This is a genomic window from Pseudomonas sp. QL9, from assembly GCF_041409665.1.
Taxonomy (GTDB): domain Bacteria; phylum Pseudomonadota; class Gammaproteobacteria; order Pseudomonadales; family Pseudomonadaceae; genus Pseudomonas; species Pseudomonas knackmussii.
The window spans coordinates 5,239,542-5,254,535 of record NZ_CP166971.1; the positions used below are offsets into that span (position 1 = coordinate 5,239,542).

General features: G+C 67.8%; 17 protein-coding genes. 6 read left to right on the top strand and 11 right to left on the bottom strand.

Annotated elements, in window-relative coordinates; all coding sequences use genetic code 11:
- Window positions 1–69: 69 nt before the first annotated feature.
- A complete protein-coding gene (locus ACA097_RS24470) occupies window positions 70–516 on the bottom strand; it encodes a PAS domain-containing protein (protein WP_043253194.1) in 447 nt (148 codons plus the stop codon).
- 153 nt (window positions 517–669) lie between these two features.
- On the opposite strand from ACA097_RS24470, the gene ACA097_RS24475 reads away from it, so the two are divergent.
- Window positions 670–1,599: a MerR family transcriptional regulator gene (locus ACA097_RS24475; protein WP_043253193.1), complete on the top strand. Its 930-nt coding sequence runs from the start codon at window positions 670–672 to the stop codon at window positions 1,597–1,599.
- 10 nt (window positions 1,600–1,609) lie between these two features.
- Here the strand turns inward: ACA097_RS24475 and ACA097_RS24480 are convergent, their stop codons facing one another.
- Genes ACA097_RS24480 through ACA097_RS24490 form a run of 3 tightly spaced genes read right to left on the bottom strand, consistent with a single transcriptional unit; the run spans window position 1,610 to window position 4,771 of the window.
- On the bottom strand, window positions 1,610–3,172 hold the full coding sequence (locus ACA097_RS24480) for a DHA2 family efflux MFS transporter permease subunit (RefSeq protein ID WP_371366531.1): 1,563 nt from the start codon (window positions 3,170–3,172) through the stop codon (window positions 1,610–1,612).
- Window positions 3,169–4,293: an HlyD family secretion protein gene (locus tag ACA097_RS24485; RefSeq protein WP_371366533.1), complete on the bottom strand. Its 1,125-nt coding sequence runs from the start codon at window positions 4,291–4,293 to the stop codon at window positions 3,169–3,171. The genes ACA097_RS24480 and ACA097_RS24485 overlap by 4 nt, the downstream gene beginning before the upstream one ends.
- A gap of 13 nt (window positions 4,294–4,306) precedes the next feature.
- Window positions 4,307–4,771, bottom strand: coding sequence for a helix-turn-helix domain-containing protein (locus ACA097_RS24490; protein WP_043253192.1), 465 nt, complete (start codon window positions 4,769–4,771; stop codon window positions 4,307–4,309).
- Between the two features lie 239 nt (window positions 4,772–5,010).
- On the opposite strand from ACA097_RS24490, the gene ACA097_RS24495 reads away from it, so the two are divergent.
- On the top strand, window positions 5,011–5,574 hold the full coding sequence (locus ACA097_RS24495) for a DUF6436 domain-containing protein (protein ID WP_043253191.1): 564 nt from the start codon (window positions 5,011–5,013) through the stop codon (window positions 5,572–5,574).
- Window positions 5,575–5,665: 91 nt separating this feature from the next.
- Here the strand turns inward: ACA097_RS24495 and ACA097_RS24500 are convergent, their stop codons facing one another.
- Window positions 5,666–6,286 (bottom strand): FMN-binding negative transcriptional regulator, encoded by a 621-nt coding sequence (locus tag ACA097_RS24500; RefSeq protein WP_043253190.1) that lies wholly within the window; start codon window positions 6,284–6,286, stop codon window positions 5,666–5,668.
- 257 nt (window positions 6,287–6,543) lie between these two features.
- Window positions 6,544–7,218, bottom strand: a complete 675-nt coding sequence (locus ACA097_RS24505) for a nitroreductase (protein ID WP_371366535.1) — start codon at window positions 7,216–7,218, stop codon at window positions 6,544–6,546.
- 192 nt (window positions 7,219–7,410) lie between these two features.
- On the opposite strand from ACA097_RS24505, the gene ACA097_RS24510 reads away from it, so the two are divergent.
- Window positions 7,411–7,944 (top strand): flavin reductase family protein, encoded by a 534-nt coding sequence (locus ACA097_RS24510; protein ID WP_371370571.1) that lies wholly within the window; start codon window positions 7,411–7,413, stop codon window positions 7,942–7,944.
- Here the strand turns inward: ACA097_RS24510 and ACA097_RS24515 are convergent.
- Together ACA097_RS24515 and ACA097_RS24520 are read right to left on the bottom strand one after the other, a co-directional pair.
- Window positions 7,941–8,387 (bottom strand): OsmC family protein, encoded by a 447-nt coding sequence (locus ACA097_RS24515; protein ID WP_371366537.1) that lies wholly within the window; start codon window positions 8,385–8,387, stop codon window positions 7,941–7,943. The genes ACA097_RS24510 and ACA097_RS24515 overlap by 4 nt on opposite strands.
- Before the next feature lie 25 nt (window positions 8,388–8,412).
- On the bottom strand, window positions 8,413–8,601 hold the full coding sequence (locus tag ACA097_RS24520; protein WP_043253186.1) for a DUF2892 domain-containing protein: 189 nt from the start codon (window positions 8,599–8,601) through the stop codon (window positions 8,413–8,415).
- A 270-nt stretch (window positions 8,602–8,871) separates the two neighbouring features.
- On the opposite strand from ACA097_RS24520, the gene ACA097_RS24525 reads away from it, so the two are divergent.
- Both ACA097_RS24525 and ACA097_RS24530 read left to right on the top strand, forming a co-directional pair.
- A complete protein-coding gene (locus ACA097_RS24525) occupies window positions 8,872–9,324 on the top strand; it encodes a FixH family protein (protein ID WP_371366539.1) in 453 nt (150 codons plus the stop codon).
- A 2-nt stretch (window positions 9,325–9,326) separates the two neighbouring features.
- The gene (locus ACA097_RS24530) at window positions 9,327–10,604 is read left to right on the top strand and encodes a cytochrome-c peroxidase (protein WP_043253185.1); all 1,278 of its coding nucleotides are present in this window, start codon (window positions 9,327–9,329) and stop codon (window positions 10,602–10,604) included.
- Here ACA097_RS24530 and ACA097_RS24535 read toward each other — a convergent pair.
- Window positions 10,595–11,404 (bottom strand): AraC family transcriptional regulator, encoded by an 810-nt coding sequence (locus ACA097_RS24535; RefSeq protein ID WP_043253184.1) that lies wholly within the window; start codon window positions 11,402–11,404, stop codon window positions 10,595–10,597. The genes ACA097_RS24530 and ACA097_RS24535 overlap by 10 nt on opposite strands.
- A gap of 547 nt (window positions 11,405–11,951) precedes the next feature.
- Between ACA097_RS24535 and ACA097_RS24540 the strand changes: the two genes are divergently transcribed.
- Window positions 11,952–13,658 (top strand): amidase, encoded by a 1,707-nt coding sequence (locus ACA097_RS24540; RefSeq protein ID WP_371366543.1) that lies wholly within the window; start codon window positions 11,952–11,954, stop codon window positions 13,656–13,658.
- Window positions 13,659–13,732: 74 nt separating this feature from the next.
- On the opposite strand, the gene ACA097_RS24545 is transcribed toward ACA097_RS24540, so the two are convergent.
- A complete protein-coding gene (locus ACA097_RS24545; RefSeq protein ID WP_371366545.1) occupies window positions 13,733–14,092 on the bottom strand; it encodes a copper resistance protein CopC in 360 nt (119 codons plus the stop codon).
- A gap of 46 nt (window positions 14,093–14,138) precedes the next feature.
- The gene (locus ACA097_RS24550) at window positions 14,139–14,987 is read right to left on the bottom strand and encodes a copper resistance protein B (protein ID WP_371366547.1); all 849 of its coding nucleotides are present in this window, start codon (window positions 14,985–14,987) and stop codon (window positions 14,139–14,141) included.
- Window positions 14,988–14,994 lie beyond the last annotated feature (7 nt).

The window sequence follows — 14,994 nt, forward strand, 5'->3', positions numbered from 1 at the left end:
TAAAACTTGTACGTGTCAATTGGTCTTGTACAGATATTATCTCAAAAGTTGTACAAGATTCCGGTTGCCTCAGGCGTCTTGCCCGGCCAGCCGCTCGCGCAAGGACCTGACTTCCGCCTCCAGCTCGCGCACGCGCTCGAGCGCCTCGACCTCGCCGGTCACGTCGCGCTGGATGCCGATGAAGTAGGTGAGCTGGTCGGCCTCGTTGTAAACCGGGGTGATCGACAGTTCGTTCCAGAAGCGGCTGCCGTCCTTGCGGTAGTTGCGCAGCACCTGGCGGCACGGGCGCCCTTCGCGGATCGCCTGGCGGATCGCGGTCAGGCCCGGTTGGTCATGGTCCTCGCCCTGGAGGAAGCGGCAGTCCTGGTAGAGGATGTCGGCGCCGGCGTAGCCGGTCAGGCGCTCGAAGGCCGGATTGACGTAGATGAGGATGCTGTCCTCGCCTTCCTGTTCGGCTACCACGATACCGTCGTTCGAGGCTTCGACCACGAGTTGCAGGAGCTTGGCGTTGATCATGGCGGCGCGGGACCTCGGCGAGTACGGCGGGGGAAAGGTTGTCCGCCCAAGGTTATCCCTGCTGCGTGTGTCTGCCTAGGCGTTCGCGGACCTGTCTGCGCGGCATGCGGTCTGGTTTACACTTGCGCCATTTCCGCCGCCGCGAATCGCGCCATGACCGAATTCAGCGAAACTGCTTCCTCCGCCCACCCCGAGTTGATACCGATGCGCGAGGTCGTGCGCCAGACCGGGGTGAATCCCGTCACCCTGCGTGCCTGGGAGCGGCGCTATGGGCTGATCTGCCCGGTGCGCACCGAGGGCGGGCATCGGCTGTATTCGCGCGAGGATGTCGACGCCATCCGCCGCATCCTGACCTGGACCGGCCGCGGCGTGGCGGTCAGCAAGGTGGGCGAGTTGCTCGCCAGCCAGCGCGACAGTGCCCCCGAGTCTGCAGCGGCGCAGCACGGGGAGGCGGATGAGCGACAGCATTGGCGCGCGTCCTTCCTGGCCGCCGTCTCGCGTTTCGACAGTACCGAGCTTGAGCGTCTCTACGGCCAGCTGTTCACCCTCTATCCACCTGCCGTGGTGTTCGAAAGCGTGCTGTTGCCGCTGTGGCGCGACCTGCTGCAGCGCAGCGACTTCGGCGCCACTAGCCAGTGGCTGTTCCTCGATGCCTTCCTTCGCGCAAGGGTGCTGATGCGCCTGCAGATGAACCGCGCGAGCGGCGCCCCGGTTCTGCTCGCCGCGTTGCCGGGCGGCTGCCGTGAACTGGAGTTGCTGTGCGTGGGGCTGCTGCTGGGCGGGGAGGACCTGCGCGTCGAGGTGCTGGCCCCAGGGCAGCCGCTGAACGAGCTGGCGCTGGTCTGCGAAGCTCGCCAGCCGCAGGCGCTGGTGCTGCTTGCCCAGGCACCGCTGGATGCCGAGCAACTGCGCCGGGTGCATCGCCTGCAACTGGGCCTGGACTGCCTGCTGGCGCTTGCCGGCGAGGCAGCGGAGATCGGCCTGGAGGGTGTCCAGCAAAGCCCCATCGCCTGCCTCGGCGGCGGCGCCGCGAGCATGGGCCGGCGCTTGCGCGCCTTCATCGACGGCCGTCTGGACACCTGATCCTTTGCCCTCAGTGGCTATCCGCCGACGGCTGGCTGGGCGGGGCGATCTTGTGCATCAGCGGCGCCAGCAGCAGGGTCGCGGCGAAGCACAGGCCCACCAGCAGGAAGGCGTCGGAGAAGGTCATGGTCAGCGCCTCGCGGTAGGTCAGGTTCCACAGTTGCTGCAGGGCCTGTTCGGAGGCCTTGCCGGTGGCGTCCAGCGCCGGGACCAGCCAGTGGTTCAGCGCCTCGTTGCTGCCATTCAGGTGCTCGGCCAGGCGCTGGAAGTGCAGGTTGGTGCGGTCGTTGAGCACGGTGGCGCAGGCGGCGATGCCGATGGCGCCACCGAGGTTGCGCATCAGGTTGAACAGCCCCGAGGCGAGCTTCAGCCGGGCCGGCGGCAGCGCGCCGAGGGCGAGGGTCACGGTCGGCGCCACGCAGAACTGCTGGCCCATGCCGCGCAGGGCTTGTGGCAGCAGTAGCTGGTGTGCGCCCCAGTCGTGGGTGATGGCGGTGAAGTCCCACATCGAGCCGACGAACATGGCCATGCCGACCATGAGGATCCAGCGCAGGTCGTAGCGCCGCGCCAGGAAGGCGTACAACGGGATGCTGCAGATCTGGAAGATGCCGGTGGAGAACACCGCCGCGCCGATATCCAGCGCGCTGAAGCCACGCACACGGCCGAGGAACAGCGGGGTCAGGTAGATGGTGGCGAAGATGCCGATGCCGGTGACGAAGGAGAACAGGCAGCCGAGGGCGAAGTTGCGCTCCTTGAGCGCGCGCAGGTCGACTATCGGGTTGGCGCCGGTCAGGCTGCGGTAGATGAAGGCGACGCCGGCGAGGCCGCTGATCCAGGCGGTGGCGAGGATGGTGTCGTCGCTGAACCAGTTCCAGCGGGGGCCTTCTTCCATGGTGTATTCGAGGCAGCCGAGGAACACCGCCATCAGCAGCATGGCCAGGTAGTCGGCACCCTTGATCAGCGACAGGTCGGGCTTGTCGATGCGCACCATCAGCGGCACCACGATGGCGACGAACAGGCCGGGCACCAGGTTGACGTAGAACAGCCAGGGCCAGGAGGAGATGTCGGTGATCCAGCCGCCGACCACCGGGCCCAGGGTCGGCGCCAGCGAGGCGATGGCGCCGATGGTGGCGGCCACCACCACGCGCTGCTTGCCGTCGAAGTAGATGAAGCCGGTGGTGAACACCATGGGGATCATCGAGCCGCCGAGGAAGCCCTGCAGGGCGCGGAAGGCGATCATGCTCTGGATGTTCCAGGCCAGCGCGCAGAGCAGGCTGGTGAGGGTGAAGCCCAGCGCCGAGCCGGCGAACAGCCAGCGCGTGGAAAACACCTTGGACAACCAGCCCGACAGCGGGATGACGATGATCTCGGCGATCAGATAGCTGGTCTGCACCCAGGCGGTTTCGTCGGCGCCGGCGGACAGGCCGCCGCCGATGTCGCGCAGCGAGGCGGAGACGATCTGGATGTCGATCAGGGCGATGAACATGCCCACGCACATGCAGGCGAAGGCGACGACCTTCTGGCCAGTCGAAAGGCTCTCGACCGGCACCGTCTCCGAGGACCAGAAATTCATGGCCGGCCAGCCTGGGCGACGCGCCCGTCCTGCTCATGCCCCGGTTTGCGGGTATCCACCTCGACCACGACCGACAGCCCCGGGCGCAGGTCGCCGAGCTTGCCGTCGGCCGCGTCGAGGTGCACGCGCACCGGCACGCGCTGGACGATCTTGGTGAAGTTCCCGGTGGCGTTCTCCGGCGGCAGGATGCTGAATTGCGCGCCGGTGGCCGGCGCCAGGCTGTCGAGGTGGCCGTGGAAGACCTTGCCGGGGAGGATGTCGGCTTCCACCGTCACTGCCTGGCCGGCCTTCATGTGCGCGAGCTGGTCTTCCTTGAAGTTGGCGTCGACCCACAGCCCCTGGGCGGGCACCACCGCGAGCAACTGGGTGCCGGCGGCGACGTAGCTGCCGACCCGCGCGCGGCGGTTGCCGATGTAGCCGTCAACCGGGGCGCGCAGTTCGGTGTAGCCGAGGTCGAGACGGGCGCGCTCGCGTTCGGCCTGGGCCTGTTCGAGGGCGGCCTGGGCCTGCTGGCGCTGGCTCTGGATCACGTCGAGCTGGCGCCGCGCGGCGAGCAGGGTGGCATGGGCCTTGTCGCTGTTGGCGCGGGCGGTTTTCCAGGTGGCTTCGGCGCGTTGCGCGGCTTCCACCGAAATGGCGTTGCGCTGCACCAGGGTCTGGTAGCGCCGGTTGTCGTCGCGCGAGCGCGATTCTTCCGCCGCCGCCGCGTCGATTTCCGCCTGGCTCTGGCGGATCACCGCGTCCTGCAGCGCGGCCTGGGCGTCGATGTTGCCCAGCAGCGCTTCTTCGGCGTGCACCGCGCCTTCGGTCTTGGCCAGGGCGGCGCGGTAGTCGCGGTCGTCGATGCGGGCGAGCAGGTCGCCGGCGTGGACGAACTGGTTGTCGTTCACCTGCAGCTCGGCGATGTAGCCGGCCACGCGCGGGCTGATGACGGTGACGTCGCCGCCGACATAGGCATCGTCGGTGGTCTCCAGGAAGCGCGCGCTGGTCCACCAGTGCGCGCCGTAGAGGCCGGCGCCGATCAGCAGCAGGGTGGCGGCGGCGAGCTTGAACGGCTTGCGGGATTTCGTCTTGACCGGGGTGGCGGCTTCGGCGTCGGGAATCTGGACGGGCTGGTTCATGGCGGCATTCCGGTCAGGCGGTGGCGGGGAGGGCAACGGCGTCGGCGCCGCGGCGGATCTGGTGGTGCGGGCCTATGGGCTCGCCGCTGCGGGCGTCGACCAGGGCGATTTCGACCGGCGCGCCGTTGCGCGTGTCGATCAGTTGCACCCGACGGCCAGCCTGTGCGCCGTGGCGCCGGCCCCACTGCATCAGGGTCAGGATCACCGGGCGCAAGTCGCGGCCCTTGGCGGTCAGCAGGTATTCGTGGCGGGCGGGTCGGGTGCTGTACAGGCGACGCTCGAACAGGCCGTTGTCGACCAGGGTCTTCAGGCGGTTGCTCAGGGTGTTGCTGGCGATGCCCAGGTGTGCGGCGAACTGGTCGAAGCGGCTGGCGCCGTAAAAGGCTTCGCGCAGGATCAGCAGGTTCCAGCCGTCGCCGATCAGTTCCATGGCCTGGGCGGCGGGGCAGGGCATGTGTTCGAAGGAGGCTCGCTTCATGGCTGTCACCTGCTTTGTATTAAGGTCGACATTCAATCGGTCCACAGAAAACCGGTTGCACCTGGGGAAAGACGCATCCGGTTTTAGGATTATGACTGTAATCTAATTGGGTCACTTGCATCATGCAAGTGACTTCTCGAAGGGTTCTGGACGAGCGGTAGGGCAGCAGAACGGCGGCCGAGGCTTGCCCTTTCGCCGATCCGTGGCAAGCTAGCGGCCCCTCGTTTTCCGTGTTCGCCATGCAAGTCAATCGCAAAGTCGTCCTGGCCGTCGTGCTCGTCGTGGCCTGGCTGGGCATCCTCGCCGCCGCTTTCTGGTCCTTCAGCGGGCAGTACCTGCGGCCGTACCCCAACACCACCCGATTCTTCGACGGCCAGGCGCTGCAGTTGCCGAAGGACCTGGCCGGGCCCGGGCCGATCCGCGTCGTGCACTTCTGGGACCCGGAGTGCCCGTGCAACGTCGCCAACCAGGCGCACCTGACCGCGCTGCTCAAGCGCTTCGGGCCGCAGGGCGTGACCTTCTATGCCTTCCGCAAGCCGGGCACCAAGGGCCATCTGCAGGACGCCCTGTGGGACCTGAAGGAGCTCGACATGCCGGGGCCACCGCCGATCGAGGCGAGCCCGGCGGTGGCGATCTGGGACCGCGACGGCCACCTGGCCTATTTCGGCCCGTACAGCGAAGGCGCGACCTGCACCTCGGCGAACAGCTTCATCGAGCCGGTGCTCGAGGCGCTGGTCGCCGGTCGCCCGGTGAAGGCGCCGAGCGCCCTGGCCACCGGCTGCTATTGCGCCTGGAAGAAGTGAGCGGCCTTAGCGCGCCGCGATGACCGTCAGGGCCCGCGCCGACGCGACGCTCGATGGCGGGTTCGTGAATGACCTGGCCGAGGTAACGGGGTCACTCGGCCTTGCCGGCGCCTTGCATGGCCTTGCCCAGCTCCTCGGCGCCGCGTGCCTGCAGTTCGGCCGCCGCCCCCAGGCGGTCGCGCGCTTCGCGGTTCTGGCCGACCTTGAACTTGCCGGTCATCTCGCTGATGTCGATCTCGATGCCGACGATGGCGGCGATCATCTGCTCGATGTACTCGCGCGGCGCATCGGCCATCTTCCACGGCTTTTCCTCGCCGGCTTCGTGGGTGCGCGTCAGGCGCCCGACGAGGCCGCGTACGAAGCGTTCCTCGTCGATCACCCGCAGGCGTCCGCGCACATGCACGACCTGGTAGTTCCAGGTCGGTACGTGGCGGTGGTGCTCATGCTTGCTGGGATACCAGGTCGGCGAGATGTAGGCCTCGGCGCCGCGGAAGATCACCAGCACCTCGCTGCCATCGGCTTCGCGCCAGACCGGATTGGCGCGCGCAACGTGGCAGCGCAGCAGGCCGGCCTCGGCGTCGAGTTCGAAGGGCAGGTGGTTGGCGTCGAGCAGATCGTCCTGGCGGGTCACCAGGATGCCCAGCGGATGGCTTTCGATCAGGCGGTGCAGCGCCGCGGGGTCGCTTTCGCTGAAGTGTTCTGGCAGGTACATCCGGTCATCCAGTGCAGGGGGAAAGCGGCATCATCGACCGGCAGTGGTCCTTCGCCAAGATCCATTTCGACCCTGAGTGAAGGAGCCAATTCGCCCGCAGAGGGCGCACCAAACAAAAGGCCCCGCTGGACTGCGCGGGGCCTTTCGGACTGCCACTTCGAGGGGCGGCCGTTCCGTCGGCCTGAACTTGAGTATAGAGCGGTGCCACTAATTGGCCATTATTTTTTCGTGACAGCCCTGTTGCCGTAACGGCGGGCTCAATCGAAGCCGCGCAGTTGGGCGAACTCCTCCAGCGGCGCGCGCTCGGAGCGCAGCTGGTTGATCGCTGCCGAGCGGTCGGCATAGCCCAGCGCCATGCCGCAATACAGCAGCTCATGCTCGGCCAGCTCGAAATGCCGGTGCAGGCTCTGGCGCAGCATGCCCCAGGCCTCCTGCATGCAGGTCGACAGCCCGCGCTCCTCGGCGAGCAGGGCGACGGACTGCATGAACATGCCCAGGTGCGCCCACTGGCCGTGGCCCATCTGCCGGTCGATGACGAAGAACAGCCCCACGGGCGCGCCGAAGAACTGGTAATTGCGCGCCAACTGGCGCATCCGACCGGGCTTGTCCTCACGGGGAATGCCGAGCAGCGCGTAGAGGTCCTCGCCGACCTTGAAGCGCCGCGAGCGATAGGGCTCGCCCAGGTTCGCCGGATAGATCGGGTATTCACCGGCCTCGCCGCCCGGATTCCTCAGCAGCGTCTCCACCGCCAGGCGCTCCACCGCCTTACGCGCCTCGCCGGCCACGGCGATCACCTTCCAGGGCTGCAGGTTGCCGCCCGAAGGCGCCCAGCGCGCGTCGTCCAGTAGTGCGCGGACGGTGGCGGCGTCCACCGGCTGGTCGGTGAAGGCGCGGATGGAGGTGCGTTGCTTGAGCAGTTCGGCGATGGACATGCGCGATCCTCGATACAGGGTGGGAACGGGCTCCTAAGGTATCGCCTTGGCCGCGCGTCGGCAGGCGCAGATTGCGCCACATTCGCGGTGGATTCCGCCTGGGGGCCTGCGGCGGCGAACCCGCTGCTAGGCTTCCTGCGCTGACACTGCGAACGCCAACTCGCGCAGGCGAAGGAGGGGACCGTGAAGCGGATGAAGATCGGCAAGGCCTTTACCTTGCTCGAGCCCGGCCCGGTGGTGCTGGTCAGCACCTACGACGGCGAGCGGCCTAACCTCATGACCCTGTCCTGGACCCTGGTGGTCGACTTCACTCCGCGATTTGCCTTCACCACCGGACCTTGGAATTTCTCCTACACGGCGCTGGAAAGCACCCGCGAGTGCGTCATCGCCATTCCCGGCGCGGACCTGCTCGACACCCTGGTCGGCATCGGCACCTGCTCGGGTGCCGACACCGACAAGTTCGCCCGCTTCGGACTCACCGCCGTTCCGGCCAGGCATGTTCGCGCGCCCCTCGTCGGCGAGTGCCTGGCCAACATCGAATGCCGCGTAGTGGACATCGTCGAAGCGCACAACATCGTGGTGCTCGAAGGCGTGGCCGCCTATGTCGATGACGCGCGCCCGGAACAGCGAAGGTTGCACGCCGTGGGTGACGGCACCTTCGTGGCGGACGGCGAGGTGTTCGATCGGCGCGAGGCAATGCGCTCGAAGCTGCCGGCGGGTGTCTAGCCGGCCTCTGTCGCCAGCTCACTCACCAGACGGGTGCCATGCAGCAGGTTGTCGGCCAGTGGGCAGCGGCGCTCCACTTCCTGCAGGAAGGCTCGTTTCTCCTCCGGACCGAGGTCCGCGTCGATCTCGACGCGCAGGCGTATTTCCTCGAAGCCCGCCCGAACCGCAGTATCCCGCCCAAGCAATCCGGCCGGGTCGTAGTCCGCTTCAATGGCGAAGCGCATGCCGCGTAGTTCGATCTTGCGCTGATGAGCCAGGAAACGGCCGATGGTACCGAAGCACCCGGCCAGCGCGCCGAGCAGCACCAGCAGCGGAGTAGGGCCCGCATCCTGGCCAAAGGCGGCAACCGGTTGGTCCATGACCAGCCGGTGCGACCCGCAGTTCACCTCGACGGCGAAGCCCACCCCCATGGCGCCTTCCACCTGGATGGTCTTGAGGCTCATGTTTCCCCCCTTGGACGCGCAGCGCTCAGGTGCGCTTGCATGTGTCGAAGCCCAGCAGCGAATACGCCGGGCAGATACGGACGATGCCAGTCAGCAGCGGGATCACGCCGATCCAGCCCCACCAGCCGATCACCCCGGACAGGCTGAGCAGGATCAGCAGCACGCCCACGACGATCCGCAACACTCGATCGACCTTGCCAACGTTTGCCTTCATGACGCTCTCCTCGCTTGGTAGCTGAGTCCAGCATTTCAGAAGGCTGTCGTTGCGCTATTGAGGTGCATCAACTCGCCGCAAGGAAAAGGCCGGCCGCTCTCTCCGTCGAGCGCCGTCGGCGGCGACGCCGTCCCAGATGAAGGCCTGCTATCGGTGGTTGGATGACGGCGTACTTGAACGAAAGGGCTGTACCCCTGGCCTTTTCGTTCAATCCCGCACCTGAGCAGGTGCGAATAATCGGCGGGCAGATACACACCCCTGGAGTTCGCCATGTCCATCGTTGTCGAGCGAATGCTTCGCTCGCCTCTCACCATCCTTCCCGTCGCTCTCGCCTTGCTGGCCGCCTGCAGCACGCCACCGACGGACCTCGACCTGTCCCGCGACAAGCCCAGCGACGGCGGCCTCTATCGAGTGTCCGTCGTCGCCCCTTCGCCCGCTGCCGGCATCAACCAGTTGCACAGCTGGAAGGTCCGCCTGTTCACGGCCGGCGGCCAGCCGGTCTCCAATGCCCAGTTCCTGGTCGGTGGCGGCATGCCGCAACACGGGCACGGTTATCCGACGCAGCCGCGGGTGACCCGCGAGCTGGAGGCCGGCACCTACCTGCTCGAAGGCATGAAGTTCAGCATGACCGGCTGGTGGGAGCTGAAGCTCGGCATCCGCGCGGCGCCCGGCGCCGACCACGTGACCTTCAACCTCGTCGTCGGCTCTGACTCGGGGCAGTGACCATGAAGCTCCGCCTCAAAGCCACGCTCGCGGTCGCCTGCATGCTGATCGAGATACCCCTCGCCATTGCCGAGCCGACGACGGCGCCGGCAGTGCTGCGTGACGCCTGGTCGACGGCCGAGCGGGAGGTGCTGGCGTCGATGCAGCTGAGTCGGGCCGAACCGCGTTCGGCCGATCCCTCCAATGCCTTCGAGGGACGCGCCGAGGCAGTGAGCCTCGGTCGTGACCTGTTCAGGGACCCGCAACTGAGCCGAAACGGGCAAATCGCCTGCGCCAGCTGCCATTCGCCATCCGCGCAGTTCGAGGATGGCCGGCCCCAGGGGCAGGGGCTGGGCAGTGGAAGCCGCCGCACCCAGCCGGTGATGGGGGCGATGGGCGCGCCCTTCCTGTTCTGGGATGGGCGCAAGGACAGCCTCTGGTCCCAGGCCCTGGGGCCGCTGGAGAACCCGCTGGAGCAGGGCACCAACCGCGTGCGGCTGGTGGGCCTCGTCCGGGCGCGATATGCCACCCGCTATGCGGCACTGTTCGGCCCGCTGCCGGCGCTGAACGCGCTGCCCGCGGCGGCTTCGCCGCTGGGTTCGCCGTCCGAGCAGGCCGCCTGGTGGGCAATGCCGAAGGAGACGCGGGATCAGGTCGACCGTGTCTTCGCCAACCTGGGCAAGGCCATCGCCGCCTACGAGAGCCGCGTGCAATACGGCCCGGCACGCTTCGACCGATACATCCGCGCGACCCTGGCCGGGGATGCGGCGGGCCAGTCGGCGCTCGCCGCGAAAGAGGTCCGGGGCTTGCGGCTGTTCCTCGGCAAGGGTCAGTGCAGCACCTGCCACAACGGCCCCATGCTTTCCGACCAGGCCTTCCACAACACTGGCGTGCCGCCTTTGGACCCGCAGCACCCGGACCCGGGCCGCGCCGCCGCCGTTGGCCTGCTGCTCGACGACCCGTTCAACTGCCTCGGCGCCTTCAGCGACGCCCGGCCCGATCAGTGCGGGGAGCTGAGCTTCCTCGTCTCGGCCGATCCGCGCCAACTTGGCGCTTTCCGCACGCCGAGCCTGCGCAACGTCGCTGCCCGCGCCCCGTACATGCACGCCGGGCAATTGCGGAGCCTGGCCGAGGTGATCCGGCATTACGTGGAGGCCCCTGCGGCAGCACTGGGGCGGAGCGAGCTGGCCCGAGCGGGTCAAGGCGACGCCCAGCGCGCGCCCATTCGATTGGCACCGGAAGAGATCGACGACCTGGTGGCCTTTCTCGGTTCGCTGACCGGCCCGGTCGTTCAGCCCTGAGCCGCCGGCGGCTCGCGGAGCCTGTCGCTCAGCGGGCCGGCCATGCGCATCGCCGAGGGCGCCAGGCCGAACATGCTGCGGCAGGTCCGCGTGAGGTGCGCGGCATCGGCGAAGCCGGCGGCATGGGCGGCACTCGCCACACTGGCGCCCTGCATGAGGAACTCCCAGGCGAGCAGTAGCCTCCGCCACAGCTGGTACGTCCGCAGCGGCATGCCGGTCTGCTCGACGAAGAGATGACGGAAGCGGCTGGGCGACAGGTGCACCACGCCGGCGACTTCCTCCAGGCTCGCCGGCTCCCCGGCGCGCCCGCGGATGTGCTCGATCGCCTGCAGGACGCGTGGATCGGAGGGAAGGTGGGGCAGGGTACCGGACAGCCAGTCGACCAGGGCCTGCGCGGCTTGCTGCACGGTCTTGCTGTTTCGGCACTCACGCCAGGCGTGGCCCAGGCTATCGACCCGAATCGCCAGTTCCTCTCCCTCGAGCCTTTCGATCTGTCCGTTCAGGCGGGCCGCCAGGGTGCGCCCCTGCGGGGTTTCCGGCTCGATGAACAGCACGGCATTCCATTCGCAGTCGCTGACATCGATGCTGTGCACCGCGCGCGACGGTACCAGTGCGCCGGCGCAGGCCTTCCAGGCCCCGCGCGAACCCTCCTGGACCTTGAGTCCGGAAGGGGCCCCGACCACGAGCTGGATCGCATAGTGCGCATGGGGCGCTACCTGGCCGCCGCCGCAGCCGATGAACAGGCCGCCGCCGGTCCAGGCCAGGAAGTCGCCTTCGTAGCGCGGAAGTTTCTCACTCATCGCCGTGTGCCTCCGAGCAGGACGATAGCTGCGCGGTGGGCAACAGGCGAAGAAGGCGGGAAAAAGCGGTGATCAGGCACGAAGTCGGTCCGGCGGGTGGGGCACAACTGGCGGCAATCTACGGAGATCGCGGGCGCGCTGTCCAGAATCCGGGCGCCGGCTGTGTTCAGCCTCGCATCCCGGCCAGGCACTGGTGGGCATGCGCGGGGTGGCCAGCGGCTCACGGAAAATTCATACACGCCATTTTCCATAAGGTGTAAGAAATTTTCTACAGATGGCTTCGACTGAGGTACCCTGTCGCCACCAGCTGACAAGGGCTGGCAACTTGATACACTCCTGCGCCCGGCGTTGGCTCGCGTTCGAAATTCTGTGCAGAAGCGACGCGGGTGCCAGTAACAGGCGCAACTGCCTTGCGCACGGCCAAGCGGCAGGGAATGCGGGCCCGCCACGAACTAAAAGACGACACCGGTGCCCAGGGAGCCGGGCAGGCAACCGGGATTGTCGACTACAACAACTGCATCAGAAACGAACAAAAAGCGGTGACAGCATGATCGAAGTAACTGAGGTTTCCATCGCCGAGCTGCGCGACGCGCTCGAGACCGGCCGCACCACTGCGGTCGAGCTGGTCAAGGCCTATTTCGCCCGGATAGATGCCTACGACGGCCCGGAGACGCCCACCAAGCTCAATGCGGTGGTGGTCCGCAACCCCGACGCGCTGAAGGAAGCCGAGGCTTCCGATGCCCGTCGCGCCCGCGGTGAAACCCTCGGCCCGCTGGACGGCATCCCCTACACGGCCAAGGACAGCTACCTGGTCAAGGGGCTGACCGCCGCCTCCGGCAGCCCAGCCTTCAAGGACCTGGTCGCCTACCGCGACGCCTTCACCATCGAGCGCCTGCGCGCCGCCGGCGCCATCTGCCTGGGCAAGACCAACATGCCGCCCATGGCCAACGGCGGTATGCAGCGTGGCGTCTACGGCCGCGCCGAAAGCCCGTACAACGAGAAGTACCTGACCGCGCCCTTCGCCTCGGGCTCCTCCAACGGTGCCGGCACCGCCACCGCGGCCAGCTTCTCCGCCTTCGGCCTGGCCGAGGAAACCTGGTCGAGCGGCCGCGGCCCGGCCTCGAACAACGGCCTGTGCGCCTACACCCCGTCGCGCGGCGTGATCTCGGTGCGCGGCAACTGGCCGCTCACCCCGACCATGGACGTGGTGGTGCCCTACGCGCGCACCATGGCCGACCTGCTCGAAGTGCTGGACGTGGTCGTCGCCGAAGACACCGAGAAGCGCGGCGATCTCTGGCGCCTGCAGCCCTGGGTGCCGATCCCTCCGGTGAGCGAAGTGCGCCCGGCCTCCTACCTCGACCTCGCCGCCGGCCCCGAAGCCCTTAAAGGCAAGCGCCTGGGCGTGCCGCGCATGTACATCAACAAGGACGAACTGGCCGGCACCAGCGAGAAGCCCGGCATCGGCGGCCCGACCGGCCAGCGCATCAACACCCGCGCCTCGGTCATCGCCCTCTGGGAAGAAGCCCGCAAGGCCCTGGAAGCGGCCGGCGCCGAAGTGATCGAAGTGGACTTCCCGCTGGTTTCCAACTGCGAGGGCGACCGTCCTGGCGCGCCCACCGTGTACAACCGCGGCATCGTCTCCAAGGAATTCCTCCATGACGAGCTGTGGGAACTGTCGGGCTGGGGCTTCGACGACTTCCTGCGCGCCAACGGCGATCCGAAGCTGAACAAGCTGGCCGACGTCGACGGTCCGAAGATCTTCCCGCACGACCCGGGCACCCTGCCGAACCGCGAGGACGACCTCTGCGCGGGCATGGACGAGTACGTGAACATGGCCAAGCGCGGCCTGAAGACCTGGGACCAGATCGAGACCCTGCCCGACGGCCTGCGTGGCCTGGAGAAGACCCGCAAGCTCGACCTGGAAGACTGGATGGACGGCCTGAAGCTCGACGCGGTGCTGTTCCCGACCGTCGCCGACGTTGGCCCGGCCGACGCCGACGTCAACCCGGAGTCCGCCGACATCGCCTGGAGCAACGGCATCTGGGTCGCCAACGGCAACCTGGCGATCCGTCACCTGGGCGTGCCGACCGTCACCGTGCCGATGGGCGTGATGGCCGACATCGGCATGCCGGTAGGCCTGACCTTCGCCGGTCGCGCTTACGATGACTCGGCGCTGCTGACCTTCGCCGCGGCCTTCGAGGCCACCGGCAGCAAACGCATGATCCCGCCGCGCACGCCGAAACTGGGCGGCTGAGTCATCCGAGGCAGCCGACGGGGCGGACGCGCAAGCGTCCGCCCCGTTTTGCTTTTCAGGGGCAGCAGCGGCGCTCACTTCACCTTGAAGGTGACCGATCCCTTGGCCTCGCCAGCGCGCCAGTCCACGCGATAGGTGCCGCTGGTGAGTGCGGAGGCGGGGGTGATCAGCATGACGGTTGGCTCGGCGCCGGCCGAGACCCGTGCCTTCACCGGCATGGGCGAGGCGTGGGACATGCCGGCCATCTCGGTCATGACGATTTTCGCGGCGCTGTGCTGCGGGTCGAGTTTTTCGCTGAAGCGCAGCTCGACTTTCGCCGGCGCTTCGACCGTGCTGCCTTCGGCGGGCGAGGACGCGACCAGCTTCTGCTCGGCCTGGGCGACTGCACTCAGCAGCAGGCCAAGGGCGAGGGCTGCAGTACGGGTGATTTGCATGGCTTTCTCCTGGCGCTCCGGCGCCCGTGGGTTGGAAAAGTTGGGGTCAGAACCACATGCGCACGCCGAGCACGAGTCGCGTGTCGCTTCGATCGGCGCCTTCCTCGCGCGCGTAGTCGGCGGTCTTGCCGTAGAGGTGGTTCCAGGTCACGCCGACATAGGGCGCGAACTCACGGACGATCTCGTAGCGCAGGCGCAGGCCGATCTCGCTGTCGGCCAGGCCCGAACCGTCGCCGCGCTGCGGGTCGTTGCGGCCGTAGAGGTTCACTTCGGCGGTCGGCTGGAGGATCAGTCGGTTGGTCAGCAGGATGTCGTAGTCGCCTTTCAGGCGCAGGGCGCTCTGGCCGGCCTCGCCGAGGTAGGCGGTGGCCTCGGTCTCGAAGTCGTACAGCGCCAGCCCCTGGATGCCCAGGGCCGCCCAGGTCTGCGGCGAGCCGGGCTTGAAGTCCTGGCGCACGCCTGCGACCACATCCCACCAGGGGCCGATGGCGTGCCCCCAGAGTGCCTGCAGCTCGGCCTTCTCGGTCATGCCGTTCAGGCGCTCGCCCTCCGAGCGCAGCCACAGGCGGTCGATGTCGCCGCCGATCCAGCCGTGCGCCTCCCAGTTCAGCGCGCTGCCGGCGTTGGCGTCCTGCCACTCGAGCTGGTCGATGACCAGCAGCGAGTTGAGCGGCGCGCCCATGTGATGGTTCATCTCGCCGCGATACACGGCCGCGCGGTCGGCGTCGGTGACCGGCGGAATCGGCGTGCGGCTCTGGGTCGGCGCGGCGGGTTGCATGCCCTGCATGTCGCTGTCGTCTTCCATGCCCGGCATGGATTCGGCGTGGCTGGCGCCGGCGATGCCTAGCAGCACCAGGCCGGCCAGGCAGTTCTTGCGGGTCGGTCGAAAGTCCATGCGCATC

Coding starts and splice junctions, on each gene's coding strand:
- ACA097_RS24495 (WP_043253191.1), top strand. CDS start 5,011: ATGCAAGTCAATCGCAAAGTCGTCCTGGCCGTCGTGCTCGTCGTGGCC.
- ACA097_RS24500 (WP_043253190.1), bottom strand. CDS start 6,286: ATGTACCTGCCAGAACACTTCAGCGAAAGCGACCCCGCGGCGCTGCAC.
- ACA097_RS24490 (WP_043253192.1), bottom strand. CDS start 4,771: ATGAAGCGAGCCTCCTTCGAACACATGCCCTGCCCCGCCGCCCAGGCC.
- ACA097_RS24525 (WP_371366539.1), top strand. CDS start 8,872: ATGTCCATCGTTGTCGAGCGAATGCTTCGCTCGCCTCTCACCATCCTT.
- ACA097_RS24475 (WP_043253193.1), top strand. CDS start 670: ATGACCGAATTCAGCGAAACTGCTTCCTCCGCCCACCCCGAGTTGATA.
- ACA097_RS24515 (WP_371366537.1), bottom strand. CDS start 8,387: ATGAGCCTCAAGACCATCCAGGTGGAAGGCGCCATGGGGGTGGGCTTC.
- ACA097_RS24545 (WP_371366545.1), bottom strand. CDS start 14,092: ATGCAAATCACCCGTACTGCAGCCCTCGCCCTTGGCCTGCTGCTGAGT.
- ACA097_RS24470 (WP_043253194.1), bottom strand. CDS start 516: ATGATCAACGCCAAGCTCCTGCAACTCGTGGTCGAAGCCTCGAACGAC.
- ACA097_RS24550 (WP_371366547.1), bottom strand. CDS start 14,987: ATGGACTTTCGACCGACCCGCAAGAACTGCCTGGCCGGCCTGGTGCTG.
- ACA097_RS24480 (WP_371366531.1), bottom strand. CDS start 3,172: ATGAATTTCTGGTCCTCGGAGACGGTGCCGGTCGAGAGCCTTTCGACT.
- ACA097_RS24520 (WP_043253186.1), bottom strand. CDS start 8,601: ATGAAGGCAAACGTTGGCAAGGTCGATCGAGTGTTGCGGATCGTCGTG.
- ACA097_RS24485 (WP_371366533.1), bottom strand. CDS start 4,293: ATGAACCAGCCCGTCCAGATTCCCGACGCCGAAGCCGCCACCCCGGTC.
- ACA097_RS24510 (WP_371370571.1), top strand. CDS start 7,411: ATGAAGATCGGCAAGGCCTTTACCTTGCTCGAGCCCGGCCCGGTGGTG.
- ACA097_RS24530 (WP_043253185.1), top strand. CDS start 9,327: ATGAAGCTCCGCCTCAAAGCCACGCTCGCGGTCGCCTGCATGCTGATC.
- ACA097_RS24505 (WP_371366535.1), bottom strand. CDS start 7,218: ATGTCCATCGCCGAACTGCTCAAGCAACGCACCTCCATCCGCGCCTTC.
- ACA097_RS24535 (WP_043253184.1), bottom strand. CDS start 11,404: ATGAGTGAGAAACTTCCGCGCTACGAAGGCGACTTCCTGGCCTGGACC.
- ACA097_RS24540 (WP_371366543.1), top strand. CDS start 11,952: ATGATCGAAGTAACTGAGGTTTCCATCGCCGAGCTGCGCGACGCGCTC.